20 protein-coding genes are annotated in these 24,861 nt (G+C 54.8%); 7 read left to right on the top strand and 13 right to left on the bottom strand.

The window, feature by feature from the left end; all coding sequences use genetic code 11:
- Positions 1 to 59: 59 nt before the first annotated feature.
- Positions 60 to 1,505: a hypothetical protein gene (locus ACYVGU_RS13125; protein WP_460622453.1), complete on the top strand. Its 1,446-nt coding sequence runs from the start codon at positions 60 to 62 to the stop codon at positions 1,503 to 1,505.
- Between the two features lie 100 nt (positions 1,506 to 1,605).
- Here ACYVGU_RS13125 and ACYVGU_RS13120 read toward each other — a convergent pair whose 3' ends face one another.
- The 6 genes from ACYVGU_RS13120 to ACYVGU_RS13095 form a co-directional block, all read right to left on the bottom strand.
- Positions 1,606 to 3,030 carry a Glu/Leu/Phe/Val family dehydrogenase gene (locus ACYVGU_RS13120; RefSeq protein WP_460622452.1) on the bottom strand — a complete coding sequence of 475 codons (1,425 nt, stop codon included), beginning with the start codon at positions 3,028 to 3,030 and terminating at the stop codon, positions 1,606 to 1,608.
- 150 nt (positions 3,031 to 3,180) lie between these two features.
- Positions 3,181 to 4,968 (bottom strand): acyl-CoA dehydrogenase family protein, encoded by a 1,788-nt coding sequence (locus ACYVGU_RS13115; protein WP_460615102.1) that lies wholly within the window; start codon positions 4,966 to 4,968, stop codon positions 3,181 to 3,183.
- Between the two features lie 333 nt (positions 4,969 to 5,301).
- Positions 5,302 to 6,480: an acetyl-CoA C-acyltransferase gene (locus ACYVGU_RS13110; protein WP_088845437.1), complete on the bottom strand. Its 1,179-nt coding sequence runs from the start codon at positions 6,478 to 6,480 to the stop codon at positions 5,302 to 5,304.
- A 170-nt stretch (positions 6,481 to 6,650) separates the two neighbouring features.
- Complete coding sequence (locus ACYVGU_RS13105; protein WP_460622451.1) at positions 6,651 to 9,059, bottom strand: 3-hydroxyacyl-CoA dehydrogenase/enoyl-CoA hydratase family protein; 2,409 nt, start codon at positions 9,057 to 9,059, stop codon at positions 6,651 to 6,653.
- Between the two features lie 144 nt (positions 9,060 to 9,203).
- Positions 9,204 to 9,680 carry a MarR family winged helix-turn-helix transcriptional regulator gene (locus ACYVGU_RS13100; RefSeq protein ID WP_088845435.1) on the bottom strand — a complete coding sequence of 159 codons (477 nt, stop codon included), beginning with the start codon at positions 9,678 to 9,680 and terminating at the stop codon, positions 9,204 to 9,206.
- Positions 9,681 to 10,127: 447 nt separating this feature from the next.
- Positions 10,128 to 11,924, bottom strand: coding sequence for an AMP-dependent synthetase/ligase (locus ACYVGU_RS13095; RefSeq protein WP_460622450.1), 1,797 nt, complete (start codon positions 11,922 to 11,924; stop codon positions 10,128 to 10,130).
- Positions 11,925 to 12,109: 185 nt separating this feature from the next.
- On the opposite strand from ACYVGU_RS13095, the gene ACYVGU_RS13090 reads away from it, so the two are divergent.
- From ACYVGU_RS13090 to ACYVGU_RS13075, 4 genes are all read left to right on the top strand, one after another.
- Complete coding sequence (locus ACYVGU_RS13090) at positions 12,110 to 13,258, top strand: formimidoylglutamase (protein WP_460615098.1); 1,149 nt, start codon at positions 12,110 to 12,112, stop codon at positions 13,256 to 13,258.
- A gap of 43 nt (positions 13,259 to 13,301) precedes the next feature.
- Positions 13,302 to 13,565: a cytochrome b5-like heme/steroid binding domain-containing protein gene (locus ACYVGU_RS13085; protein ID WP_460615097.1), complete on the top strand. Its 264-nt coding sequence runs from the start codon at positions 13,302 to 13,304 to the stop codon at positions 13,563 to 13,565.
- Between the two features lie 86 nt (positions 13,566 to 13,651).
- Positions 13,652 to 14,452, top strand: coding sequence for an N-acetylmuramic acid 6-phosphate etherase (gene murQ / locus ACYVGU_RS13080; RefSeq protein ID WP_460622449.1), 801 nt, complete (start codon positions 13,652 to 13,654; stop codon positions 14,450 to 14,452).
- 179 nt (positions 14,453 to 14,631) lie between these two features.
- On the top strand, positions 14,632 to 15,198 hold the full coding sequence (locus ACYVGU_RS13075; RefSeq protein ID WP_460615095.1) for a hypothetical protein: 567 nt from the start codon (positions 14,632 to 14,634) through the stop codon (positions 15,196 to 15,198).
- A 93-nt stretch (positions 15,199 to 15,291) separates the two neighbouring features.
- Here ACYVGU_RS13075 and ACYVGU_RS13070 read toward each other — a convergent pair whose 3' ends face one another.
- The 3 genes from ACYVGU_RS13070 to era all read right to left on the bottom strand — a co-directional run bounded on the left by ACYVGU_RS13070 (position 15,292) and on the right by era (position 18,153).
- Complete coding sequence (locus tag ACYVGU_RS13070; protein ID WP_460615094.1) at positions 15,292 to 15,546, bottom strand: hypothetical protein; 255 nt, start codon at positions 15,544 to 15,546, stop codon at positions 15,292 to 15,294.
- 212 nt (positions 15,547 to 15,758) lie between these two features.
- Positions 15,759 to 17,081 (bottom strand): ribosome biogenesis GTPase Der, encoded by a 1,323-nt coding sequence (der, locus tag ACYVGU_RS13065; protein WP_460615093.1) that lies wholly within the window; start codon positions 17,079 to 17,081, stop codon positions 15,759 to 15,761.
- A gap of 172 nt (positions 17,082 to 17,253) precedes the next feature.
- A complete protein-coding gene (era, locus tag ACYVGU_RS13060; RefSeq protein ID WP_460615092.1) occupies positions 17,254 to 18,153 on the bottom strand; it encodes a GTPase Era in 900 nt (299 codons plus the stop codon).
- Between the two features lie 206 nt (positions 18,154 to 18,359).
- On the opposite strand from era, the gene hemH reads away from it, so the two are divergent.
- Positions 18,360 to 19,403, top strand: a complete 1,044-nt coding sequence (gene hemH / locus ACYVGU_RS13055) for a ferrochelatase (protein ID WP_460622448.1) — start codon at positions 18,360 to 18,362, stop codon at positions 19,401 to 19,403.
- Between the two features lie 103 nt (positions 19,404 to 19,506).
- Here the strand turns inward: hemH and ACYVGU_RS13050 are convergent, their stop codons facing one another.
- The 4 genes from ACYVGU_RS13050 to glmM all read right to left on the bottom strand — a co-directional run bounded on the left by ACYVGU_RS13050 (position 19,507) and on the right by glmM (position 23,614).
- Entirely contained in the window at positions 19,507 to 19,992 is a 486-nt protein-coding gene (locus tag ACYVGU_RS13050; protein ID WP_460622447.1) for a YlmC/YmxH family sporulation protein, read from the bottom strand.
- A gap of 40 nt (positions 19,993 to 20,032) precedes the next feature.
- Entirely contained in the window at positions 20,033 to 20,698 is a 666-nt protein-coding gene (locus tag ACYVGU_RS13045) for a hypothetical protein (protein ID WP_460622446.1), read from the bottom strand.
- A 247-nt stretch (positions 20,699 to 20,945) separates the two neighbouring features.
- Positions 20,946 to 22,094, bottom strand: coding sequence for a cysteine desulfurase family protein (locus ACYVGU_RS13040; protein WP_460622445.1), 1,149 nt, complete (start codon positions 22,092 to 22,094; stop codon positions 20,946 to 20,948).
- A 131-nt stretch (positions 22,095 to 22,225) separates the two neighbouring features.
- Positions 22,226 to 23,614: a phosphohexomutase domain-containing protein gene (gene glmM / locus ACYVGU_RS13035; protein WP_460622444.1), complete on the bottom strand. Its 1,389-nt coding sequence runs from the start codon at positions 23,612 to 23,614 to the stop codon at positions 22,226 to 22,228.
- Between the two features lie 168 nt (positions 23,615 to 23,782).
- Between glmM and mazG the strand changes: the two genes are divergently transcribed.
- Entirely contained in the window at positions 23,783 to 24,622 is an 840-nt protein-coding gene (gene mazG, locus ACYVGU_RS13030; RefSeq protein WP_460622443.1) for a nucleoside triphosphate pyrophosphohydrolase, read from the top strand.
- The last annotated feature ends 239 nt before the right edge of the window (positions 24,623 to 24,861 follow it).

Below are 24,861 nucleotides of genomic sequence, written 5' to 3'. Positions count from 1 at the left end.
TACCTTTGGAGAATGCATTTTTGGGTTTCGGCCTATTTGTTAACCTAACTGCTTTCTTCGTGCGTTTCTCCTTACTCCTTGCCACTGGAATAGCTCTGGTTGGCACGTTCACGAATCCGGTGCTGGCTCAACGCGTGAAGTCGAGCTCCTTTAGCTACCTCCCCGAGCAGACAGAAGATCGGTACAACCAGCGAGTGGCCACGAAAACTTTCCCAGTCTCGACGGGTGGCTTTATTATTCTGGCTCATAAATCACCGACGGAGTATGCCGTTGAGCGCTATGATGCGGAACTGAAGCGCCTGTGGAGCACCTCCCTACCCCTGGCCGCCGGCGAGTCGGTAGATGGGTTTGCCCGTAGCAGCAGTCACGCCACCGTAGTCACGCATCTTACCACCGAGGCCGCGCAGCAGCTATCCGCCTATAGTATCGACCTAGGTAGCGGCCAGAAAACACCGGCTAAAAAGCTGCTCGATGCAGGGCTGCGCGACCGGCGCCCCGGCACGGCCTTCTCCCCCGACGGCACCAAGCTGATTGTGTGGCGTTACCTCAGCCGCGCCGAGCAAATCCGGGCTGTTGCTGCTACTGTCTACGACGAAAACTTACTGAAGCTGAAAGACCGGTACTTCGATTTCCACGATCAAGGCGCGTTATTTTCGACAACCATTCATGTGGGCAACGATGGCTCTCAGTTTGTAACCCTGGTGAGCGACGGCATGAAAAAGATGACCGTTCGCCGCTACCGCAACGACTCGCCTGAGGTAAAAGTGATGTCGGTTTCCGTAGGCGGTACGTTCGGCGGCAAGGAGGTCAACGTATTCGACTCGCGCTTTGCCCTTCAATCCGACAATACACTCTATGCTGCTGCTATCTGCAACGAGCGCCTGAGTGGCCTGTATCACAGCCTGAAGGTGATTAAGTTTGATTTCACGGGTGAAGGCGACATGAAATTCGCCCCAGAGGTAAAGTTCACCCCCGAGTACCTGGCCGAAGTCAACAAAGCCACAGCTGCCACCGCCAAACGCTTGGAAGATGTATATCTGACTGATTTGCTGCTTACTGATGAAAAGCAGCTGGTAGTACTAGCGGAGAAGAAGTATGAGGAAGGCGGCGACAACTCGCCGGGCCACACCCGAGAATTGCACTTGTTTGGGTACAATGAGTTTCAGTCGCCTACGTGGCACACTATTATTGCCAAAGACCAGGTAGCGCCCGCCACGGAAGGCTTCAGCAGCATCGGGTACCGCGCCACCATCACCGGATCAGAAATACAACTGGTTACCTGGGAGAAGCTCAAGAATAAATCCGACCTATACCTGCGCCGGATTAACGCCCTGACGGGTGCAGTACAGGCTCCTAAGGGCTTGGGGCTGCACGTTGCCTCGGATCAAAACCCCTCGTACGTGAAGGACTTCACCACGTGGCTGGACCCCAAGACACTTATCGGGGTTAGCCGACCTAGTAAAAAATCGGCGGCGCTGATGCTGAACAAGATTGTAATGAAGTAACGGCCTAGTAACAGCAACACTAGCCCTTAATTTTGCAGAAAGGCCGCCCCCAAACTGGGGGCGGCCTTTCCGTTTAATGGTGTTTGATCTATCGGCTTCCTTATGGAAAGATACCTAGCGACTGGTAGCTTACGCCAATCTTCTCGATAGCGCTGTAGAAAGCAGCCGTGCGCAGATCCGTAATGCCCTCTACCTCATCCATCACCTTCCGGATAGATTGATAAGCGGTAATCATGGTGTCCTCCAGGCCAGAGCGCACGAGGTCAATTTCATCGGCGCCGTGCACAATTTGCTGGCGCTCTTCCGGTGAAATGGTTTTACCTGTTGTCCGCTCAATGGTGGCTACTAGGCGGCGCATGGCGCCTTCTTCGGCCCGCTTGCCCATTCGGCCGAAGCGCACGTTGGACAGGTTTTTCAGCCACTCGAAGTACGATACTGTTACGCCGCCTGCGTTCAGATACAGGTCGGGCAGAATGATGACACCTTTCTCGAGTAGAATTTTCTCGGCACCCTGAGTGGTTGGACCGTTGGCACCTTCTGCAATGATCTTCGCCTTGATCTTGCCTGCGTTGCCCTCATGAATCTGGTTTTCCAGCGCGGCCGGAATCAATACGTCGCACTCGTACTCCAGCAAATCCAGTGACTCTGCAATATCCTTTGCGCCGGGGAAACCCAGCACGGAGCCTGTTTCCTGGCGGTGTTTGAACACAGCGGCCACATCTAGGCCACTCTCGCTGTAGATACCACCTTCGCGCTCAGCAATACCAGTTATAATGCCGCCATCAGCTTGGCAGAAGTGGGCAGCGTAGTAGCCCACATTGCCCAGGCCTTGCACGATAATGCGCTTGCCAGCAACTCCACTGGTCAGGCCTACTTTTTTAAGCATCGGCTCATCCAGCAGCAACTCGCGCAGACCGTAGAACACGCCTAGGCCAGTCGCCTCGGTCCTGCCCCGGATACCACCCTGGCCTACCGGTTTGCCGGTTACGCAGCCAAGAGCACTGGTGTCGCCGTACTTGAAGGTCATATAGGTATCGGCAATCCAGGCCATTTCGCGGCCGCTGGTGCCGTAGTCAGGAGCTGGCACATCCATACCGGGGCCAATCAGGTTCTTCTTGATCAGTTCCGTAGCATAGCGGCGCGTAACGCGCTCCAGAATGTTCACGGGAGTAGTGCGCGGGTTGATTTTCACGCCGCCTTTAGCTCCACCGAACGGCACATCTACTAGGGCACACTTGAAAGTCATGAGTGTGGCCAGGGCCATTACCTCCTCCTCATCTACATACACACTGTAGCGAATACCGCCTTTGCTAGGCAGCTTGTGGTGGCTGTGCTGCACTCGGATGCCCTCAAAAACCTGCACGTGACCATCAACTTCTACTGGAAAGTTGACCTTGTAAATGCTGTTGCAGGCCCTGATTTGGGCTATAATGCCGGGGTCCAGTTTCGAGAAGCTTGCCGCATGGTCGTAGAATCGCAGCACACTCTCGTAAAAGTCTTTTCCCTGTACCTGTTCGTTAGCCATACCTAGTGGGAGTTGAAGGTGGAGTATCTGCTAGCAAACGGCGGATATAACTACTGCGTTGTGTAAACGCAACAAAGCCGCTCCCACGCATGGAAACGGCTTTGTTGAATTCAAGTACTTAGGGTATTCGGCCGCTAGGCCACCTCAGCCCTAGTAGGTGTACTCGTTGGCGGCAATCAGGTGGTCAGCAATGCGACGACGGGCTTCCTTGGCGTTGTAGAGGTCTGCCTTAGTGAAGCGCTTCAGGCCCATAGCCAGCAGGCGCTGCTCGTCGCCCTCGGTCATGGTGCCGATGGCGTCTTTGCCGAACTTGTTTACTTGGTCTACGGTATCGTAGAGGTACACGCGGGCAATGTCGATCTGCGTCGAAACTGCCTCTTCGCCTTTCACACCGGCTTCTTTCTCCACGCGCAGAATGGTGCTTTCGGCGGTATAGACTTTAATAGCCATGTCGGCGATGTTCATCAGTACTTCCTGCTCTTTGGCGAGCGAGTTCATGTACTTCTGCACGGCCGTGCCAGCTACCATCAGGATGGCCTTTTTCAGCTTGGCAATGGTCTTCTTCTCAGCCGCGAACAAGCCGGTTTCTTCTTCTAAGTTGAAGTCTGGAATGGCCATCAGCTCCTGCTGCACAGCCTGGGCCGGGCCCATTAGGTCCAGCTCGCCTTTCATGGCCTTCTTCAGGATCATGTCGACGGCCAGCATGCGGTTGATTTCGTTCGTGCCCTCGAAGATGCGGTTGATGCGCGAATCCCGATATGCACGGTCCATGGGGTAGTCGGCCGAGAAGCCGTAGCCACCATACACCTGCACACCTTCATCCACTACGTAGTCAAGCACTTCGGAGCCTTCTACTTTCAGGATAGCGCACTCCACGGCAAACTCGCGGGCAGCACCCAACAAAGCCTCGTTGTGGCTCTGGCCTTTAGCCAGCAACTCCTGCTCCATGCGGGCAATGTCCATACCGGCGCGGTAAATAGCCGATTCAACGGCGTAAATGCGCACGGCCTGCTGGGCCAGCTTGTATTTGATAGCGCCGAACTTGCTGATGGGCAGTTTGAACTGCACCCGCTCGTTGGCATACTTGATGCTCAGCGTAGAAGCCATTTTGGTAGCACCCAAGCAAGCAGCGGCCAGCTTAATACGACCAATGTTCAGGATGTTGAAAGCAATGAGGTGGCCTTTGCCAATCTCACCCAAAACAGCTGACTTCGGCACTTTCACATCCGACAGGAACACCTGACGGGTAGAAGAGCCTTTGATGCCCATCTTGTGCTCTTCGTTGCCGAGGCTCAGGCCAGGCGTGTTGCGCTCCACAATGAAGCCAGTGAACTTGTCGCCGTCAACCTGAGCAAACACAATGAATACGTCGGCGAAACCACCGTTCGTAATCCACATTTTCTGGCCGTTCAGCACGTAGAACTCGCCGTCTTCGGTCGGAATAGCTTTGGTTTTAGCACCCAGCGCGTCAGAGCCCGAACCTGGCTCCGTGAGGCAGTAGGCACCCATCAGCTCACCGCTGGTCAGGCCTGGCAGGTACTTCGCCTTCTGCTCTTCGTTGCCGAAGTACAGAATGGGCAGCATAGCAATACCTGTGTGAGCCGCGAAAGCAACTGGGAATGAGTGGCCACCACCCACGCCTTCAGTTACGCGCAGAGAAGTCGTGAAGTCCATATCCAGCCCGCCGTACTGCTCCGGGATGCTTACCCCGAACAGGCCTAGCTGACCAGCTTTCTCCATCAGGCCGCGCATCAGGCCTTCTTCGTGGTTATCGAGGCGCTCCAGTAGGGGCTGCACTTCTTTTTCCACGAAGTCCAGAGCCGTCTGGTGCATCATGTTCTGCTCCTCCGAAAAATCGGCGGGGGTAAATACGTCCTGAGCGTCGGTTTCCTTGATGATGAACTCGCCGCCTTTCACAAGCTTGTTGGTTACTTCCATGACCGGGTGAGATGTTGGGGTTGGAAAAAAATCGATGTCGAAAAGAGAAAGAAGATGCTCGGCATACCTACTACTTGGCTGCCATTAGCCCCTTCAGTGTGGGATACCGAAAGATAGCAAATTATGTTATGCTTGCCGAGTACTTTCTGAAAAAGAAACCCCGAGTGCCGGGGTTCTTAATCTTTTTAAGCAGAACCGTTTACCTAAGTATCTGGTTCTGAAAACGGAGCATATTCGGTGGTCGGTGTCGTGGGCCAGTTGAGTTTTCCAGTGGAAAAACGCTGCCACGCTTTCCGGCGGCGCACGCCACCGACCTCCAAATACGCTACCGGCTTATTTCAGCAACTCATAGATGCCAGCTACGCCCTGGCCACCGCCCACGCAGGCGGTTACCATGCCGTACTTCTTGCCCTGCGCCCGCAGCTCGTGGAAGAGCTGAATGCTGAGCTTAGCGCCGGAGCAACCGAGCGGATGGCCTAGCGCAATGGCACCGCCGTTCACGTTCAGCTTGCTCTCATCAATGTCCAGCTCGCGGGTAATAGCAATCGACTGGGAAGCGAAGGCCTCGTTCAGTTCAAACAGGTCGATGTCTTGGAGCTTCATGCCCGCTTGGCGCAACGCCTTCGGAATAGCCTTGATCGGGCCCATGCCCATGATGCGCGGGTCGATGCCTTCAGTGGCATAGGTAATCATGCGCGCAATGGGCTCCAGGTTCAGCTCCTTCACCATGCGCTCCGACATTACGATGACGAAAGCCGCCCCGTCAGAAGTCTGAGAAGAGTTACCAGCTGTTACTGAACCGTTGGCCGCGAATACCGGACGCAGCTTGGCCAGTGCCTCAATGGACGTGTCAGCCCGGGGGCCTTCGTCGGTATCTACTACAAACGAGCGGTTTTTCTTCTTGCCAGTGGCTTGGTCGAGGTAGGTTTCCTCTACCGTGATGGGCACAATCTGCTCCTTGAACTTGCCGGCCTGAATTGCCTTGATGGCCTTCTGGTGCGAGTTGTACGCAAACTGATCCTGGTCTTCGCGCGACACTTTATAGTCCTGCGCTACGGCTTCGGCCGTGAGGCCCATGCCCAGGTAGTAGTCGGGGTGCTGCTGAGCCAGCTTGTAGTTGGGCACCGTTTTCCAGCCTACGGTAGGCACCATGCTCATGCTCTCGGTGCCACCGGCCACGATGCATTCGGCCATACCAGCCGAGATTTTGCTGGCAGCCATGGCTATGGTTTCCACGCCGGAACCGCAGTAGCGGTTCACGATGAGGCCCGATACGTTCATGGGCAGAGCCAGCAACGAAATCAAGCGGCCCATTTGCAGGCCTTGCTCCGCTTCCGGTACCGCGTTACCTACCATCACATCGTCGATACGCGTGGGGTCGAGAGCAGGCACGGAGGCTACTAGGTGCTTGATGACGTCAGCGGCGAGGTCATCGGGGCGGGTGAAGCGGAAACCGCCGCGGGTGGCTTTGCCAACGGCCGTGCGGTAACCAGCTACGATATATGCATTCATTGTAGTGAGTCTTGAAGAAAGTAGTGGGATTAGAGCTGATCTAGACCTAGTTCCCCTTGAAGGGTAGAGCAGTTGCTTATCCTAGAACACCTAGCACTACTAGGTTCGTTCTAGGCCAGTCAACCACCCCTAACCCCTCCTCATCCGAGGAGGGGAACTAGTCTTTAGCTCTAGTTTCTCAAGGGTTTGCCGGTGGTCAGAATGCTCTGAATCCGCTCCAGCGTTTTCCGCTCGCCGGTCAGCGAAAGGAAAGCTTCGCGCTCCAGATCCAGCAGGTACTGCTCCGATACTTCGGTGGGGCTGCTTAGGTCGCCGCCGCACATGATGTAGGCCAGTTTGTTGGCAATCTTCACGTCGTGGTCGGAGATGTAGCGGCCTTCCTTCATGGCATGCACGCCGGTCAGGAACATACCCAGGGCGCCTTTGCCTTGCACCTTGATGTTGGTTTTCTGTACCGGCTGGGTGTAGCCATCTTCCGCCAACTCAATGGCAGCGGCTTTAGCTTGCGCGATGACGCGGTTGCTGTTTACCACTACCTCGTCGCCGCGGCGCAGGAAGCCTAAGTCGAAGGCCTCAGCAGCCGAAGTCGAAACTTTAGCGGTGCTGATGGTCATGAAGCTGTTGCGAAGCAAGTTGTATTCGGGCTCCCCTTCTTCGTACTTGGCTGCGGTGCGCAAGGTCATTTCCTTGGTGCCACCACCGCCAGGAATCAGGCCTACGCCAAATTCTACGAGGCCCATGTAGGTTTCAGCAGCTGCAACTACCCGGTCGCAGTGCAGGTTCAGCTCGCAGCCACCACCTAAGGCGAGGCCGTGCGGCGCACCGACTACCGGAATGCTGCTGTAGCGCATGCGCATCATGGCCTGCTGGAACTGGGCAATCATCAGGTTCAGCTCGTCGTACTCTTGGTCTAGCGCGAACATGTACACCAGGCCTAGGTTGGCACCCGCCGAGAAGTTCGGGGCGTCGTTGCCGACTACCATACCGCGGAAGTCCTTTTCGGCAATTTCCACGCCCTTCATCAAGCCCTGGATTACATCGGAGCCCAGCGCATTCATCTTGCTGTGGAACTCCACGTTCAGGATACCGTCGCCGAGGTCGAGCACCGAAGCACCGGCGTTTTTCCAGATGACCTTACCCGTAGCGCGCAGGTTGTCGAGGATGATAAAGTTCTCAACACCCGGAATGGCTTTGTAGGCCTTCGACTCGATGTCGTAGAACTGCTTTACGCCCTGCTCGCTCACCTTATAGAAGGTAGCGTTGCCAGCGGCCAGCATTTCCTGCACCCACGGCGCTACGGTTTTGCCTTCAGCTTGAGCCAGTTCCAATCCTTTCTGAACACCCAGAGCATCCCAGGTTTCAAACGGACCCATTTCCCAGCCGAAGCCAGCACGCAGCGCGTCGTCGATTTTGAACAGGGAATCGGTGATTTCCGGAATCCGGTTGCTCACGTAGGCAAACAGGCCCGCGAACGTCTTGCGGTAGAAGTCAGCGGCTTTGTCTTTGCCAGCTACCAGCACCTTAAAGCGGTCGGCCAGCTTCTCAATGGGCTTCGTGCTTTCCAGGGTAGCAAACTTCACACGGACGCTGGGCTTGTACTCCAGCGTAGCGAGGTCAAGCGCCTGAATTTCCGACTTGCCGCCTTCGCCCTTTACTTTCTTGTAGAAGCCTTGGGCAGTTTTGTCGCCTAGCCACTTGTTCTCAGCCATCTTCTTGATGAAGTCGGGCAGTTGGAACACCGCTTTGGCCTCGTCGTTCGGCAGATTTTGGGCTAAGCCGTTGGCTACATTAATCATTGTATCCAGGCCTACCACGTCAGAAGTCCGGAACGTGGCCGACTTGGCGTGACCGATAACCGGGCCGGTTAGCTTATCAACTTCTTCTACCGAGAGGCCGAGCTGGCTCATCACCTGCACCACGTCCATGATGGCGAAAACACCTACGCGGTTAGCAATGAAGGCGGGGGTGTCTTTGGCGAGTACGGTAGTTTTGCCCAGGTACAGGTCGCCGTAGTGCATCAGGAAATCCACTACCGACTGGTCCGTGTCCGGGGTCGGGATGATTTCGAGCAGCTTCAGGTAGCGCGGCGGGTTGAAGAAGTGGGTGCCGCAGAAGTACTTCTTAAAGTCATCGGAGCGGCCTTCCGTCATCATATGAATCGGGATGCCGCTGGTGTTCGAGGTAATCAGCGTGCCGGGCTTGCGGTATTGCTCCACGCGCTCAAACAGGCTCTTTTTGATATCGAGGCGCTCTACCACTACCTCAATCGTCCAGTCGCAGGTCGCAATGTCCTTGAGGTTGTCGTCGAAGTTGCCGGTCTTGATGCGGCTAGCATCGGCTTTGCGGTACAGCGGCGAGGGGTTAGCCGCTACGGCAGCCTGCAGGGAGCTGTTGACAATGCGGTTTTTCACCGCCGGGTTGTCCAGCTTCAGGCCTTTCGCTTCTTCAGCGGGCAGAAGCTCTTTCGGTGCGATGTCGAGCAGCAATACTTGCACGCCGATGTTGGCGAAGTGGCACGCAATGCGCGAGCCCATCACACCGGAGCCCAATACAGCTACTTTTTTGATGGTACGATTCATTCGTGGGGGGAATGAGTGGGTGAGAAATGAAAGAATCAGAAAGGAGAACCGGCTAGCAAACTACTCGTCATGCCGAATTTATGACTACTAAAAAGCCCCAGATCAGGAGCACGTTCAGGCAGTAAAAAGCCCCGAGCTGCTGGACTAGGCCGGCGACTCGGAGCGCAGAGGTTTCGGTTTGAAGTCGTCGTAGAGGGTTTTGCCCTCAATCATGCCGGTAATCTGGCCTACCACTTTGAAAAACACGTTCAGCTCGCTCTGCGGAATTTTCTCGCGCACCTTCAAATTGAAGTGGCGCACCGTTTGGCGGGAAATTTCTTTGCCGCGCAGGCCTTCTTCCGTCAGGAAGATGCGCACCGAGCGTTTATCCTGAGTATCAGCTTGTTTATAGATCAGACCTTTCTCTTCCATGCTGCGTAGAATACGCGTTAAGGAGCGAGTTTCTAAGCCAAGCAAAGGCGCTATTTTGGTGGCAGGAGTACCGTTTTCCTGGTCGATGTTCAGCAGCACGAAGCCAATGCTCGTGGTGATGTCGTGCTTGGCCGCTTGCGTATTGTACATACGCGAAATGGCGTGCCAGGCAACTTTAATGTTATAATCGACGGTTTCTTCGGGTGTCATGGGTGAGGGCAGCAAGTCCGGTAAACATACAGAAATATGTTATGCTTGCATACTAAGTTAGGCAAAAAAAGTTTGTCTTTGCTGCTTGTGCCATCCTACTATACTGTCGTTCGTGTGCCTTCACTCATAGACACATGGTAGTACTACCTCTACTGAAATTTGATGATCTGGCTGCGTCAGAAAAGTCGTTTTGAATATTTAAACGGTCATGCTTGGTCTGGCGTCCGCGCAGCCGGAGCATCCCTACTTCCTCGTTATATCGTCGCTAGGCCCACTAACTAGTCAGAATAACAGCATTTCGGATTTGCTCAGCTTGACGTTCTAAAATTTTCAGCCCAAGCTTAAAAAACCGCACGAAAATCATTTGAGGCTTTCAGCTCTGATATAGGCTAGTAACACAAACGGCCCCACTGTAACAGCGGGGCCGTTGTATGAAAATCTTGAAAACTAGCGTACCGCAGCCTGATTATATAGGCTCTCAATTACCGATTTATTATTCTCAGTAATGGCTTTGCGCTTCACTTTCATGGTAGGCGTCATTTCGCCGGTTTCCACGGTCCAGAGCTGAGGGAGCAGCACGATTTTCTTTACCTGTTCCCACTGGGCGAAGCTGCTGTTGTACTTGTTCACCAAGTCCTCATACATCTTCACTACCTTCTCATTCTTGATCAACTCCTCGTTTGAGCAGTTGCAATCCACGTCGTTGCGCTTGCACCAGCCTTTGAGGTCATCGAAGGACGGAATAACGAGCGCGGATGGAAACTTCTGACCGTCGCCGACTACCATGCACTGCTCTACCAGCGGCGACTCTTTGAGCTTGCCTTCCAGCACCTGCGGAGCAATGTACTTGCCGCCCGAGGTCTTGAACATCTCCTTCTTGCGGTCGGTGATTTTCAGGAACTTGCCATCCACAATTTCTCCGATGTCACCGGTGTGGAACCAGCCTTCGGCGTCAAATTCCTTGGCCGTCAGCTCGGGCTTGTTGTAGTAGCCTTTCATCACCGACTCCGACTTGGTCAGAATCTCGCCGTCCGGCGCAATTTTCACCTCGGTGTTGTCGATGATGGGGCCCACGGTGCCGATCATGTTGTTTTCGGGCTCGTAGCCGCCTACCGCAATTACCGGCGAGGTTTCAGTGAGGCCGTAGCCTTCCATCACCCGGATTCCGGCCGACCAGAACACGCGGGCTAGGCGTGGCTGCAAAGCACCTCCCCCACTCACGATGCAACGCAGGTTACCACCCAGGGCCTCACGCCACTTATTGAAGATGAGCTTGTTGGCCAGTGCTAGCTGCGTGTTATAGAAGAAGCCGTGGTCTTTCTGGTTGTCATACTCCAGGCCCAAGTTAAGGGCCCAGAAGAACAGCTGCTTTTTTACGCCTTCCAGGGTGTGGCCTTTAGCTACAATTTTGTCGTACACCTTTTCCAAGAGGCGCGGCACGGTGGTGAAGATTTCGGGCTTCACTTCGCGCAGGTTGTCGGCAATGGTTTCCATGCTCTCGGCATAGTAGATGCTCACTCCATTGATGAGGTACAGGTGCGTTACCATCCGCTCGAAGATGTGGCAGAGCGGCAGAAAGCTCAGGGCCTTGTCATCTTTGGTAACCGGCACAAAGCGCTGGGAGTTGCGGCAGTTGCTGAGCAGGTTGTTGTGCGTCAGCATTACGCCTTTGGGCTGGCCCGTGGTGCCGGAAGTATAAATCAGGGTGAGCAGGTCGTCGGGCTGCACGGCGGCTTTCAGCGGCTCCAAGTCGGCGGGGTTGCCTTTTTTTCCTAGGTCCAACAGCTCCTCAAAGTGCCGGGCACCTTCAATCTTATCGAAGGTGAACACGTTTTCCTGCGGAATATTCAGCCCTTGGGTGGCTTCGCGCACCTTGTCGAGCAGCTTGGCATCAGCCACAAAAATCGCCTTTACGCCCGCATCAGTGAAGATGTATTTATAATCTTCTACCGTAATGCTGGGGTACATGGGCACGCTGGTAGCCCCAAGCTGGGCAATACCAAAATCGGCGTACATCCACTCCGGGCGGTTCATGGAAATAATGGCCACCTTATCATCTTTCCCGATGCCCAGAGCGCGCAAGCCCAGGCTCACCTGGTTTACTTTTTCAACCACCGTATCGGTGCTGACAGGGGTATACTGGCCGTTTATTTTGGCAGCGAAGCAGTCGGGTTTATTGTACTTCTGCTGCAGCTGGGGCAGAATATCGAAGGTGCGACGAATGTCCATAGAGAGAGTGGGCACTGTGGTGGGTTGGCAACGTGAGAGGCGAAGAAGTTCCTGCTAGGTCTCATGAGAGAGCAAGCCGAACAGGAACGGCTGCTTAAATAACTACTTTTTTCGCAGGAAAGCACGTAGCGGGCCAAAACACGATAGGGCTGTGCCGGGCTTTTGCGTAGCTTTGTCAGAGCCTGCTCCCTCTGTGCACGATGAATCTGGCCATCTTTTTTGATCCGCTTTCCGAAGAGCTGACCGGTCTGGCTACGGCCCCGACTACGCTGGCTGCCTATGTCACGCCTTTTCTGGATACGTTCCCGGACTGGCGCGCGGCTGATCTGGCCTTGATTGGGCTGGATGAGTGGCGAGGAAGCGCCGCACCAGCTCCCGAGCAGCACGGCGCCGATACGGTGCGCCGCCGCTTTTATCAGCTCCAGAAGGGTACCGGCCCGGTGCGGTTGGTAGACCTAGGCAACCTGCGGCCCGGCCTGACCCTGGAAGACACGTACCAGCGCCTACGCGAAATTATTGCCGCCCTGCTCGACCAGAATACCGTGCCTATTCTGCTGGGCGGCTCCCACGACCTCGACTATGGGCAGTTTCTCGCCTATGAGACCCTAGACCGGGCCGTAAGCTTTGCCACCGTAGATGCGCGCGTAGACATGGCCGAAGTGGAGGGCTCACGGCCCGAAGACAGCCACTTGCGCCGTATGCTGCTGCACGAGCCGAGCTTCTTGTTCAACTTTGCGCAGTTGGCGCACCAGCAGTACCTAGTAGCCCCCGACGTGCTGGCGGCTCTGGAGAAACTGCACTTCGAAACTCTGCGCCTGGGCGCCATTCATGCTGATGTTCGCCAAGCCGAGCCGCTGCTGCGCCAGGCCGACTTTATAAGCTTTGATGTAGCTGCCCTGCGCTGGAACGATGCCCCGGCCTATTGGCCCGCTAACCCGTTTGGCCTGAGCAATGAAGAAGCGGCCCAGCTGGCTTGGTATGCCGGCCACAACGATACCCTGACTTCGTTTGGCCTGTACGGCTACCGCCCCAACCACGACCCACACGGACTAGCCGCGGCTACCCTGGCCACCATGCTCTGGTATTTTGTGGAAGGCTATTATCATCGGCGGCAGGAAACTGATTTTCAGAGTCGCCGTTTTATGCGCTACGCCGTAGGCCTGCCCGGCACGCCGGCCAAGCTGGTTTTCTATAAAAGCAAGCGCACCGAAAAGTGGTGGCTGGAGGTAGAAAGCCTCGCCGACAGCGACATAAAGCGCATTGTACCCTGCAGCTACCAAGATTATCTGCGCGCTGCACAGGGCGACCTACCCAACCGCTGGATTCTGACCCAGGCCCTGCTAGGCTAACCGTGCGGGGAAGGCCGGTTTGCGAAGAACGATACCCTAGTACATGAGCCCGACGCCAGAGTTGCCTACCGAACCCCTGAAAACGTATACTAAAGCCCAACTGGCCCTGCGCAACGGCCAGGACCGGGACGAAATTTGGGTGAGCTACAAAGGCCTGATTTACGACGTAACCCGCTCCCGCCTCTGGAAGCGCGGCAACCACTACGAGCACTGGGCCGGCCAAGACCTGACGCAGGAACTGGAACGAGACGCCCCGCACACACCCAACGTTTTCGACAAATTCCCGGTTATCGGCCAGCTAGCGTAACGCAACGCCCTAGGCAGTTCAGGGGCCGTAAGCCGTATTAAGTATGCACTTGCTGCTGCGCCAGGCCATCATCACTACCTCTCTTCATGAGCACAACTGAAAGTTCTTCCCATTTTCATAACCTCGAAACGCTTTCAACCCGTGAGCTGCTGGCTGGTATCAATAGTGTTGATCAGACCGTTCCGCTGGCTGTAGCCAAAGCCTTACCCCAGATTGAAGCGTTGGTGGAAGCTACCGTAGCCCGGCTCCGTGCAGGCGGGCGCTTATTCTACATTGGCGCGGGCACCAGTGGCCGCCTAGGAATTCTCGACGCCTCGGAGTGTCCACCTACCTTTGGCGTTCCGCAGGGGGTAGTAATTGGCCTGATTGCCGGCGGCGACACCGCCATCCGGAAGGCCGTGGAAAACGCTGAGGATGACGCCGAGCAAGCCTGGCTGGATCTGCAGCAACATGCCATTACTGCCCAGGATATTGTGGTGGGCATTGCAGCCTCGGGGCGCACACCCTACGTAATTGGAGGTCTCGAGCAAGCGCGCCGCCACGGCCTAGTCACCGGCTGTATTGTGTGCAACGCAGGCTCAGCCGTAGCTGCCGCCGCTGACTTTCCGGTGGAAGTAGTTACCGGCCCAGAATTCGTGACGGGAAGCACGCGCCTGAAGGCGGGCACGGCCCAAAAGCTGGTGCTGAACATGCTTACCACGGCTACCTTTATTCGGTTGGGCCGCGTGAAAGGCAACAAAATGGTAGATATGCAGCTCAGCAATGCCAAATTGGTAGACCGCGGCGAGCGTATGCTGATGGACGAGCTCGGCATCTCACAGCCCGAAGCCGCTGCCTTGTTGCTGCAGCACGGCTCAGTACGAGCTGCCCTCGAGGCTCGGCAGTAAGCCAGTCAGTAGGTTCACGGCTACAGGGTGCCTAGCCGGTTAAGCTGCACCGTGAATTTCTATTCTACCACTACTGGGAAACCCACTGCGTTTGTTCGGAGTTAAGGCAGAGAGTGAGGCACTACCCGCTTCACGCTGGTTCAGCACAAGCCCAGGCGTGTGCTTTATTTCTCTTCCTTATGCACACCATTGAGCCGCACTACGCCTGGCTGGAACAATACTCAGCCTCCGAAGACCCCCGCTCCCCCCTGTTTGAAGCCGAAAACAGCCTCGACAGCTATGTAAATACCATTTACGGCTACTACATCCATCCGCAGTGGGACAGCCTTGATTCCGAGACGCTGTTCCTGAAAATTCTGTTTGTGGATTATGACCAAGGCATTGCCATCATCGAATTTATCGGGGAGTGGAATGATGCCATCGAAAACGACATCATGCACCTCAAGCGCAACATCATTGATTTGATGACGCATGAGGGCATCCGCAAATTCATCCTGATCGGCGAAAACGTGTTCAACTTCCACGGTTCCGAAGACGACTACTACGAAGAGTGGTTTGAGGACGTGGAAGACGGCTGGATTGCGGCCGTCAACTTCCAGGAGCACGTCATTCGGGAAATGCGCCAGTATAACGTGGATACGTACATCAATTTTGGCGGCCAGCTAGATGAATTACCCTGGCGAACCTATCCGCCCCGCAAGCTCTTTGAGGTAGTTGATGGGATGTTGCAGCGGCGCCTAGGGTAATTTCAGCCGCCATGTGTTCCTCGCAATAAGGCACAAAAAAAGAGGCTCTCCGTTGTGGAGAGCCTCTTTTTTACGTCTAAGACGCAGCTAGAATTACTGAGCTGGAGTCGTAGCAGGAGCTGGAGTAGCCTGGCTTGGGTTAGCGTCAGCTGCATCTTCCATTACGTCAGCCTTAGCGTCAGCCGAGTCACGAACTGCGTCAGCCTGCTCTTCCATAGCGTCAGCTTTCTGCTCACCAGCAGCTTCTACGTTGTCAGCAGTGTTTTCCTGAGCGTTTTCAGTTTTGCTGTCGCAAGAAGCGAAAGAGAACGAAACAGCAGCCAGGGCGAGGAACAATACCTTTTTCATGATGGGGAAATTAGAGAGTGTTGAAAAGTCGTTTTAAAAATCTGCTTCTCTCCAGGTTGAACAGAAGCTAGATTCACGACTTTATACTCAGCGGTTAAGAAGGTAACCCTGCTGAGCTTAATTTTTTTTCTGGTGTTTGCGTCTGCCCTTAAAACGCAACAGCCCGCCAGCCATAAAAAGGCCAGCGGGCTGCAAACTGGGCGAAAGCCCGGCTATTTCTTCCGGAATACGATACCAATTGGTACCCCCGTGAAATCGAAGTTTTCACGCAGGCGGTTTTCCAGATAGCGCGTGTAGCTTTCCTTCACGTACTGCGGCAGGTTGCAGAAGAACGCAAACACCGGGTTGTGAGTAGGTAGCTGCGTTACGTACTTAATGCGCACCAGCTTGCCCTTCTGAATGGGCGGCGGATACTTCTCAATTTCGCGCAGCATTACCTCGTTCAGCTCCGAAGTCGGGATTTTCTTGCGCTTGTTTTCGTACACCTGAATGGCCGTTTCAATGGCTTTGTGCACGCGCTGCTTGGTCAGCACCGAGGTGAAGATGATAGGCGGATAGCTGATAGGCGCAATCTTTTCGCGGATTTTGTCCTCGAACTCCTTGGCCGTATTGGTTTGCTTGTCCTCAATCAGGTCCCACTTGTTGACCAGAATCACGATGCCCTTGCGGTTTTTGTCGGCTAGGCCAATGATGTTCAGGTCTTGGGCTTCTAGGCCGCGGGTCGCGTCTACCATCACGATGCAGATATCCGACTCCTCTAGGGCCCGGATAGAGCGCAACACCGAGTAAAACTCAACGTCTTCGTGCACCTTGGTTTTGCGGCGCAAACCCGCCGTGTCTACTAGGATGAATTCCTGACCAAAGGCATTGTAGCGCGCCTGGATAGAGTCGCGGGTAGTGCCGGCAATATCCGTTACGATGCTACGGTCAGTGCCGAGCAGCAGGTTTACAAACGACGATTTACCTACGTTCGGGCGGCCTACTACCGCAATCTTCGGAATGCCCAGGTCGGGCTCTTCCACGCCTTCTTCCGGAAAGTGGCTGATGACGGCATCCAGCAGGTCGCCAGTGCCCGAGCCGCTCTGGGAGCTGATTGGATAGATTTCGCCGTCGCCGAGGCCTAGGGCATAAAATTCGCCAGACGCATGAGCGCGAGCGTTGGTATCGGCCTTATTGGCTACGATGTAGATAGGCTTTTTGCCTTGGTAGCGGCGCAGTACGCTGGCAAACTCTTCGTCGAGCGAGTGCAAACCGGCGTCTACGTCCACCATAAACAACACTACATCGGCTTCCTCAATGGCCAGCTTTACCTGCTTGTTGATTTCGCCTTCAAAGATGTCTTCGGAGTTGTGCACGTACCCACCCGTGTCGATAACGGTGTAGTACTTGCCGGTCCAGTCGCCGTAGCCATAGTGCCGGTCGCGCGTTACGCCGGACTCATTGTCCATGATGGCTTTGCGCTGGCCTACGAGGCGGTTAAACAGGGTAGACTTACCCACGTTGGGGCGGCCCACAATTGCAATGGTATTTTTCATGTGTCTGACTCCAGCCGCCGGCCCGACCAGTTTCGGCAGTGCCCGGAGTAGTTATGTGAAGTATGGTCGGCAGAGGTGAAATTGTGAAAGGTGAAGTGGTAAAATGAAGTTCAGCAGGCCTAAGAAACGCCGCTAGACTATGAATTCACAACATCACCTTTCACAATTTCACTTATTGATTATAGCCGAAACGGCTCAGAGCTTTAGGATCAGTGCGCCAGTTTTCGTTGACTTTAACATGGATTTCGAGAAACACTTTCTTCTGAAAGAACTTCTCCATTTCCTCGCGAGCCCAGGTGCCTACTTTCTTTAAAGCAGCGCCTTGCTGGCCAATGATGATTCCTTTCTGGCTGGCCCGTTCCACGTAGATAATGGAGCGCATCCGGATGATGTCTTCTTCTTCTTTGAACTCTTCAATTTCTACCTCACAGCTATAAGGCACTTCTTTCTTGTAGAGCTTGAAGATTTTCTCCCGAATCATTTCGGCGGCGAAGAAACGCTCCGGTTTGTCGGTAAGTTCATCTTTGGGGTAATACGGCGGATGCACCGGCAGGTAACCCAAAATCAGATCGAGCAACTCGCCGGTTCCGAACTTCTCCAACGCTGAAATGGGCAGCACCCGGGTAGCATTTGGCAAATGCTCACGCCAGTACTCCACCTTAGCCTCCACCTCGGCTTGGTCAGCCTGATCAATTTTGTTGACCAGCAGCAGAATAGGCGTATCCACCATTTTGCGCAGGCGCTCAACCACCGGCTCCTCATCGTGCTTTTCGTAGATATCCGTCACGAACAGAATCACGTCGGCATCTTCCAGGGAGCTGTACACAAACGACATCATGGCGTTGTGCAGCTCGTATTTGGGCTGAATGATGCCAGGCGTATCGGAGTAGACCAGCTGAAAGTCGTCGCCGTTGAGGATGCCCAGAATGCGGTGGCGCGTGGTCTGGGCTTTGCTGGTAACGATGCTGAGCCGCTCGCCCATCAGGGCGTTCATCAGCGTCGACTTGCCCACGTTGGGTTTGCCGATAATGCTCACAAAGCCAGCGCGGTGCGGAGTAGGTTCGGGATTCACAGTATTTTCGAAATAAGTCTGCAAAGGTACCGCTTTACTACCAGATGGGCATTGTGTCAGATAAAATCAAGTAGGTAAGCAGGTTGAGTGCACGCCAGCAGGGCTTTTTGCCGATTGATAAGCTAGTGCGGCAGAAAAATACAGGCTTCTCTTCAAACCCTGAAGGCCCTACCTTTGTCTTCGGACGGACGACCGTTCTTTCTTCTATGCCCACTTCTTCTGCTTCGCAAGGCCGCATTGGCGTCCTGCTCGTGAATCTTGGTACTCCCGACTCGCCCCAGACCGGGGACGTGCGCCGCTACCTCAACGAATTCCTGACCGATGCCCGCGTAATTGATATGCCGGCGGCGGTGCGCTATCCGCTGTTTCAAGGCCTGATTGTGCCCTTACGAGCCCCCAAATCGGCCAAAATATATCAGCAGCTCTGGACGGAACGCGGCTCTCCCCTGCTCTACCACGGGCTTGATCTGCAGAAGCTAGTTCAGGAAAAACTGGGCAAAGACTACCTCGTGGCATTTGGCATGCGCTACCAGAACCCCAGCATTGAGAGTGCGCTGGAGGAACTACGTGACGCGGCCGTAGACCGCATTATTGTACTACCCCTCTTCCCGCAGTATGCTTCGGCCAGCACCGGCTCGGTACAGGAAAAAGTAATGGAGTTGGTGAGCAAATGGTGGGTAGTGCCCAGCATCAGCTTTATCAGCAACTTTGTGGATGAGCCGGGCTTTGTGGGCACGTTTGCTACGCTGGCCAAGGAGGAAATGGCCAAGCACAACTACGACCACTTTGTGTTCAGCTACCATGGCATTCCGGAGCGGCACGTGCTGAAGGGCAGCCACAAAGGCTACTGCAAGCTGGGTAGCTGCTGCAACAGCTATAACAAAAACAACCGCTACTGCTACCGGGCACAGTGCTTCGAGACCTCACGGCAGCTAGCAAAAGCCCTCAACCTGGCGCCGGAGCAGTACACTACCACCTTCCAGAGCCGCCTACAAAGCCGCCTCCGCGACCCGTGGCTGCAGCCGTACACGGATGAGGTTATTAAAGAATTCCCTGCCAAAGGCATCAAAAGCGTGTTGGCCTTTTCTCCCGCTTTTGTAGCCGACTGCCTAGAGACGACTATTGAAGTAGGGGAAGAATTCAAGGAAATGTTTGAGGAAGCCGGTGGAGAGCACTGGCAGCTGGTTCCTTCCCTGAACTCACACCCGCAATGGGTAGATGCCGTAGCTGACATGATTCGGCGGAACTAACGAATAGCCTTTTCCACACAACACTAGCCCCGCTAGAGTCAGCAACTGCTTGACTTTCTAGCGGGGCTAGTGTTTTTATGGGAGAGGTGGTTGCTGCTGTTGCCTACCCTAGTCGGCGGCGTTGATAAAACGAGGCGTCGTCGTAGCCGGGCTGGTTATAGAAGTCGCGCTCTGGAGCCTCGGGCAGCGTTAAGTTGAGGGCACGCAGCATGGCCTGCTCATAGTCGCGGGTTATCTGAATCTCAATGTGCGGCGGGTATTCCAGCACCGTTTGAGACGTAAGCGAGGGTACAAACACGTTGTCGCCCTCTTCATCCAAGGCCGCTACGCCAATGGGCAGCAGAATGTGCCGGTCTCGCTCATTGATGTGCAGGTTTTCCGAAAGCTCGATATCGAGGTAGCGCACTTTTAAGGCCTCCACATCCACAATCAGTTCGAACACCTGCCCAAACTGCCGGCCGTCGGCGCCGCGCACCGACCAGCCGCGCACATCCGGATTACCGTCGGCCACTTCAAACTCTTTCAGATCGTTCAGGCGCCGCAGGTGCATACCTTGGGCGGAAGGAATTGGGTCAGTGAGAGGCTCCATTGCAGAGAAACTGAGTAGCAGGTTTAAGAGAAATAACGACCTAACGAACCGGCAGTTCGTTGAGGCTGGAAACCAAGCGGGCGGCCCGCGTGAGGTAGTCGCGTAGCTGTTGCTGGTCTTCTGGAGTAGCAGAGCGGCCACTCAGGCTCGAGGCCTGTATGGTAAGCTGGTTAGCCTCGTTTTCTAGGGTAGGCGCCACTTTTTGCTGCATCGCCTGCAACAGGGCCGCGCTGGCTACATATCCCGGCCGCAAGCTGGAGCCGGCTTCATCAATCCGGTTGGTAGCGCTGGTGAGGTCGTCGCGGCGAGTTGCAATGGCCGCATCTCGCAGGTCGTCGCGGTCGGCTAGGCTAACAAGGGTAGCAGTGAGCAAGCGTAAGCCTTCCCGGGCATACTGGGGTTGGCTGGCATCACCCTGGGCAAAGGTGGCCAAGGCCTCAGGAGTAGCCTGCGCAACCGGATCTGCGCTTTCGGCGGCCATATTCCCAACAGCATCAGCAGCAGGCTTCGGACCGGTTTCAGCACCCGTGGCACTATCAGGAGGGGCCGGAATGCCGGAGCCGACCGGAGCGGGCACATCAGTAGGCGGCGCGTTTTCGGCCCGAAACAGAAAGTAGGCACCTACCCCAACCACTGCCAGTACCAGCAGAATCAGAAGCCAGGGGCTCGGAGAAGATTTTTTGCGTTGAATGTTGATGTCGGCCATAGTGCGCAGAGCAGAGTGTGGGCAATCCTTACGAATGCGGGCCAAAATACGATGCGCTCCGTCGTTATCTGTATGCCTGCACCCGGCTTCCTGCGGTTCGAGCACCTAAGGGGCCTAGTAAATTCTACCCGTACCGTCTGACCCCGCATCCAAAGTACTAGCTTTGATTTCGAGCTCAACCTCCCAAACACACACGGCCCGCTACCAGAAGCAGCGGGCCGTGTGTGGGTATAGAAAGCCAGGCAGGTTAGATGCTCAGCGGTTCCTTGCGGTACATTTTGGCGAGTTGCTCCACGGCATAATCTACCTCCTCGGCTGTGTTGTACTTGCTCATCGAGAACCGAATGGTGCCACGGTCAGGGTCAGCATTGAGGGCGCTGAGCACGTGCGAGCCGGCATTGGCGCCGCTGGTACAGGCCGAGCCTCCTGATACCGACACCTTGTTGATGTCCAGATTAAACAGCAGCATCTCGTTCATCACGGACGGCGGCAGGCTTACGCTGAGCACGGTGTAGAGGCTTTTCTCCACATCAGCAGAGGTGCCGTTAAACTGCACGTCCTCAATTTCGGCCCGCAGCTTCTGGATAAAGCGGTCTTTCAGCTCCTGAATATGGCGCTGGTGCTCTGCCATGCCACGGCAAGCAATTTCCAGCGCTTTGGCCAACCCAATGATGCCGTACACATTCTCGGTGCCCGCGCGCTGGTTGCGCTCTTGCGAGCCGCCATGAATCAGCGCATCCACCAGCAAGCCTGAGCGGCGGTACAGAAACCCTACCCCCTTCGGCCCATGAAACTTATGGCCCGAACCCACCAGAAAATGTGCTTTCAGCTGCTGCACATCGTGCTGGTAATGCCCCATGGTTTGCACCGTGTCGGTGTGAAACACGGCATTGTGCCGCTCGCATATCTCACCAATGGTCTTGATATCGTTGAGATTCCCGATTTCGTTGTTGGCATGCATCAGGCTCACAAACGTGCGCGGGTTGGTAGCCAGTAACTCCTCTAAGTGCTCCAAATCTAGCTGGCCTTTAGCGTCGTGCCGGAGGTAGCTCAGCTTGATGTCGCCGGCTTTTTCCAGCGCGTGCATGGTGTGCAGCACGGCATGGTGCTCCAGCGGCGAGGTTATGGCGTGTTTCAACCCTAGGGTTCTCACGCTGCCAAAAGCCGCATAGTTGTCGGCTTCTGTTCCGCAGGAGGTAAACACGATTTCGGCCGGCGCGGCATTAATCAGGTGTGCAATAGTCTTGCGGGCATTTTCAATAGCGGCGCGTACCTGTCGGCCGTGGCCATGAATGCTGCTGGGGTTGCCAAAATGGTCCCGCATAAAGGGCAGCATGGCGTCCAGCACTTCGGGGTCCAGCGGCGTGGTAGCGGCGTTATCGAAATACACGTTCATGAGCAAGGCAAAACGTAAGCAGTGGATAGTTGAAGGGAAGGCGCTACAAAAATACAGGATTCCAGCGGGGTAGCCGGAATCCTGTACGTTTACAAGTAAATGACATCCGCCCAAAAGGCGGGAATCAGGCCTTATTGCGTGATAATTTCCTTGATGTCGCCGATGATTTTGTTCGCCAGATGGTCGGCCGTGGCGTTTGAGTCCGATTCGGCATAAATGCGGATAATGGGCTCCGTGTTCGACTTGCGCAGGTGCACCCACTCCTTGTCAAACTCGATTTTCACCCCATCAATTGTATTGATAGGCTGCTTGGCATAACGTTCCTGCATTTGCACCAGCACCTGGTCGGTGTTGATTTCGGGCGTTAGCTCAATCTTGTTTTTCGAGATGAAGTAACTTGGGTACGAAGCCCGCAAGCGCGTCATGGTAAGACCAGTTTTGGCCAGATGGCTTAAAAACAGCGCAATGCCTACCAAGGAATCACGGCCGTAGTGTAGCTCAGGGTAGATAATACCGCCGTTGCCCTCCCCACCGATTACGGCGTTGGTTTCTTTCATTTTATTCACCACGTTCACCTCACCTACGGCCGCAGCGGCGTAGCTGCCGCCTTGCTTTTCGGTTACGTCGCGCAGGGCACGGGTGCTGCTCAGGTTACTTACCGTGTTACCACCGCCGTTTTGCTGCAACACATAGTCGGCTACAGCTACTAGGGTGTATTCTTCGCCGAACATGGTACCGTCTTCATTCACCAGAGCCAAGCGGTCCACATCGGGGTCCACTACAATACCTAGGTCGAAGCTGCCTTTTTCCAGCACGCGCGCAATGTCGCGGAGGTTTTCGGGCAGAGGCTCCGGGTTGTGGGCAAAGTCGCCGGTTGGCTCGCAGAAGAGCTTTTCAATTACTTCTACCCCTAGTTGCTCAAGCAGCATTGGCACAGCGAAACCGCCCGTAGAGTTGACAGCATCTACTACTACTCGGAAGTTTTTGGCCTTGATAGCTGCCTTATCCACTAGCGGCAGCGCCAGAATAGCATTGATGTGCTCCTGCAGGAACGTGTCATCGGTCGAGTACTTGCCTAGCTTCGTTACCGGAGCAAAGTCGAAAGCTTCAGAGTCGCCGAGAGCCAGTACGCGCTGCCCATCGGCATCAGAGATAAACTCGCCCTTGTTATTGAGGAGTTTCAGCGCATTCCACTGCTTGGGATTGTGCGAAGCCGTCAGGATGATACCTCCGCCAGCATTTTTCGCGGGCACAGCCATTTCTACAGTTGGCGTGGTGCTAAGGCCTAGGTCGATTACATCAATACCTAGCCCCTGCAGTGTAGCCGAAACCAAGCGGCTCACCATATCGCCGGAAAGGCGGGCATCGCGGCCGATGACGATTGTATTGTTCTGCGTTTCTTGCAACACCCACGTACCGAAGGCGGCGGCGTATTTGACTACATCAATGGGAGTCAGGCCTTGGCCCGCAGCCCCCCCGATTGTTCCGCGAATGCCCGAAATGGATTTAATCAGTGCCACAGTGCTGTCAGTATTTAGAGGTAAGCGAAAATCAAGTAAAGAGGGTGCAAAAGTAGGCAACTACCCCTGCTTTCCCTACGCGGAAATCAGAAGTCCGGACGTTAACCCTGCGACGTAGTAAGAAGACCTTTGGAACAGAAAATAACCGCGCACTGTATATTTGACTGCATGGAAAACACTATTGACGCTCGCCGTACCGCACAATTGGAGGCATTCGGACGCCTGCTGGACGTGCTCAACCGCCTGCGGGCCGAATGCCCCTGGGACCGGAAACAAACCCTGGAAAGCCTGCGTCATCTCACCATTGAGGAAACCTATGAGCTCAGTGATGCCATCATTCGCGGCGACCTCCCGGACCTGAAAAAAGAGCTCGGCGACGTAATGTTGCATCTCATCTTCTATGCAAAAATCGCCAGTGAGCAAGGCGCTTTTGATATTGCAGATGTGCTAAATGCCCAGTGTGAAAAGCTGATTTTTCGTCATCCGCACATCTATGGCGATGTAAAGGCCGATAGCGAAGAAGATGTGAAGCGTAACTGGGAGCAGCTGAAACTGCAGGAAAAGGGTAACTCCTCGGTACTAGGCGGCGTACCTACCTCGTTACCGGCCTTGGTGAAGGCCATGCGCATCCAAGAGAAAGCCCGCGGTGCTGGCTTTGATTGGGAAAAACCCGAGCAAGTATGGGAAAAAGTGCAGGAAGAGCTACAGGAATTTCAGCATGAGTTTGCGACTCCCCACCCCTCAGAAATAAATACGGAAAGAGCAGCCGAGGAATTTGGCGACCTTTTATTTTCCTTAATCAACTTCGCTCGGCATGCCGGCATTAACCCTGAAGAGGCCCTTGAACGTACTAACCGTAAGTTCATTAGCCGTTTCCAGTACCTTGAAACCCAAGCCACCCAGGACGGTCATCAACTCCATAACCTAACTTTAGCGCAGATGGACGTATACTGGGAGCAGGCTAAAAAACTAGCTGCTGCCGGAATTGAAACCGGACAGCAGAAATAGCCTTTTTTTGTGTTGCAAATGGTTTTAGAGCGTTTAAACCCATTTTCTATTTGGCGGCACACATGTTTTTACTTAGGTTTGCCAAGGCTAGATATCCTTTTGGACTAGGCCCCGCACACGAGCAGACCCACGCTAAGTAGCCTTAACTGGCGGCGTGCGGGTGAGCGGGGCTTCTCTGTCTTCACGGTTATCTAGTCTACTAGTCCACATTTTTTACGTTCAACTTCAACCTTTCACCA

It is taken from the genome of Hymenobacter tenuis, assembly GCF_054780495.1.
This window is presented reverse-complemented; position numbering and strand designations above follow the sequence as displayed.

What these genes read in the sequence shown, in the direction of transcription:
- ACYVGU_RS13045 (WP_460622446.1), bottom strand. Translation starts at nt 20,698, where the DNA reads ATGGCCGACATCAACATTCAACGCAAAAAATCTTCTCCGAGCCCCTGG.
- ACYVGU_RS13050 (WP_460622447.1), bottom strand. Translation starts at nt 19,992, where the DNA reads ATGGAGCCTCTCACTGACCCAATTCCTTCCGCCCAAGGTATGCACCTG.
- ACYVGU_RS13075 (WP_460615095.1), top strand. Translation starts at nt 14,632, where the DNA reads ATGCACACCATTGAGCCGCACTACGCCTGGCTGGAACAATACTCAGCC.
- der (WP_460615093.1), bottom strand. Translation starts at nt 17,081, where the DNA reads ATGAAAAATACCATTGCAATTGTGGGCCGCCCCAACGTGGGTAAGTCT.
- ACYVGU_RS13100 (WP_088845435.1), bottom strand. Translation starts at nt 9,680, where the DNA reads ATGACACCCGAAGAAACCGTCGATTATAACATTAAAGTTGCCTGGCAC.
- ACYVGU_RS13070 (WP_460615094.1), bottom strand. Translation starts at nt 15,546, where the DNA reads ATGAAAAAGGTATTGTTCCTCGCCCTGGCTGCTGTTTCGTTCTCTTTC.
- ACYVGU_RS13090 (WP_460615098.1), top strand. Translation starts at nt 12,110, where the DNA reads ATGAATCTGGCCATCTTTTTTGATCCGCTTTCCGAAGAGCTGACCGGT.
- ACYVGU_RS13120 (WP_460622452.1), bottom strand. Translation starts at nt 3,030, where the DNA reads ATGGCTAACGAACAGGTACAGGGAAAAGACTTTTACGAGAGTGTGCTG.
- mazG (WP_460622443.1), top strand. Translation starts at nt 23,783, where the DNA reads ATGGAAAACACTATTGACGCTCGCCGTACCGCACAATTGGAGGCATTC.
- ACYVGU_RS13085 (WP_460615097.1), top strand. Translation starts at nt 13,302, where the DNA reads ATGAGCCCGACGCCAGAGTTGCCTACCGAACCCCTGAAAACGTATACT.
- ACYVGU_RS13115 (WP_460615102.1), bottom strand. Translation starts at nt 4,968, where the DNA reads ATGGAAGTAACCAACAAGCTTGTGAAAGGCGGCGAGTTCATCATCAAG.
- ACYVGU_RS13110 (WP_088845437.1), bottom strand. Translation starts at nt 6,480, where the DNA reads ATGAATGCATATATCGTAGCTGGTTACCGCACGGCCGTTGGCAAAGCC.
- murQ (WP_460622449.1), top strand. Translation starts at nt 13,652, where the DNA reads ATGAGCACAACTGAAAGTTCTTCCCATTTTCATAACCTCGAAACGCTT.
- ACYVGU_RS13105 (WP_460622451.1), bottom strand. Translation starts at nt 9,059, where the DNA reads ATGAATCGTACCATCAAAAAAGTAGCTGTATTGGGCTCCGGTGTGATG.
- hemH (WP_460622448.1), top strand. Translation starts at nt 18,360, where the DNA reads ATGCCCACTTCTTCTGCTTCGCAAGGCCGCATTGGCGTCCTGCTCGTG.
- ACYVGU_RS13040 (WP_460622445.1), bottom strand. Translation starts at nt 22,094, where the DNA reads ATGAACGTGTATTTCGATAACGCCGCTACCACGCCGCTGGACCCCGAA.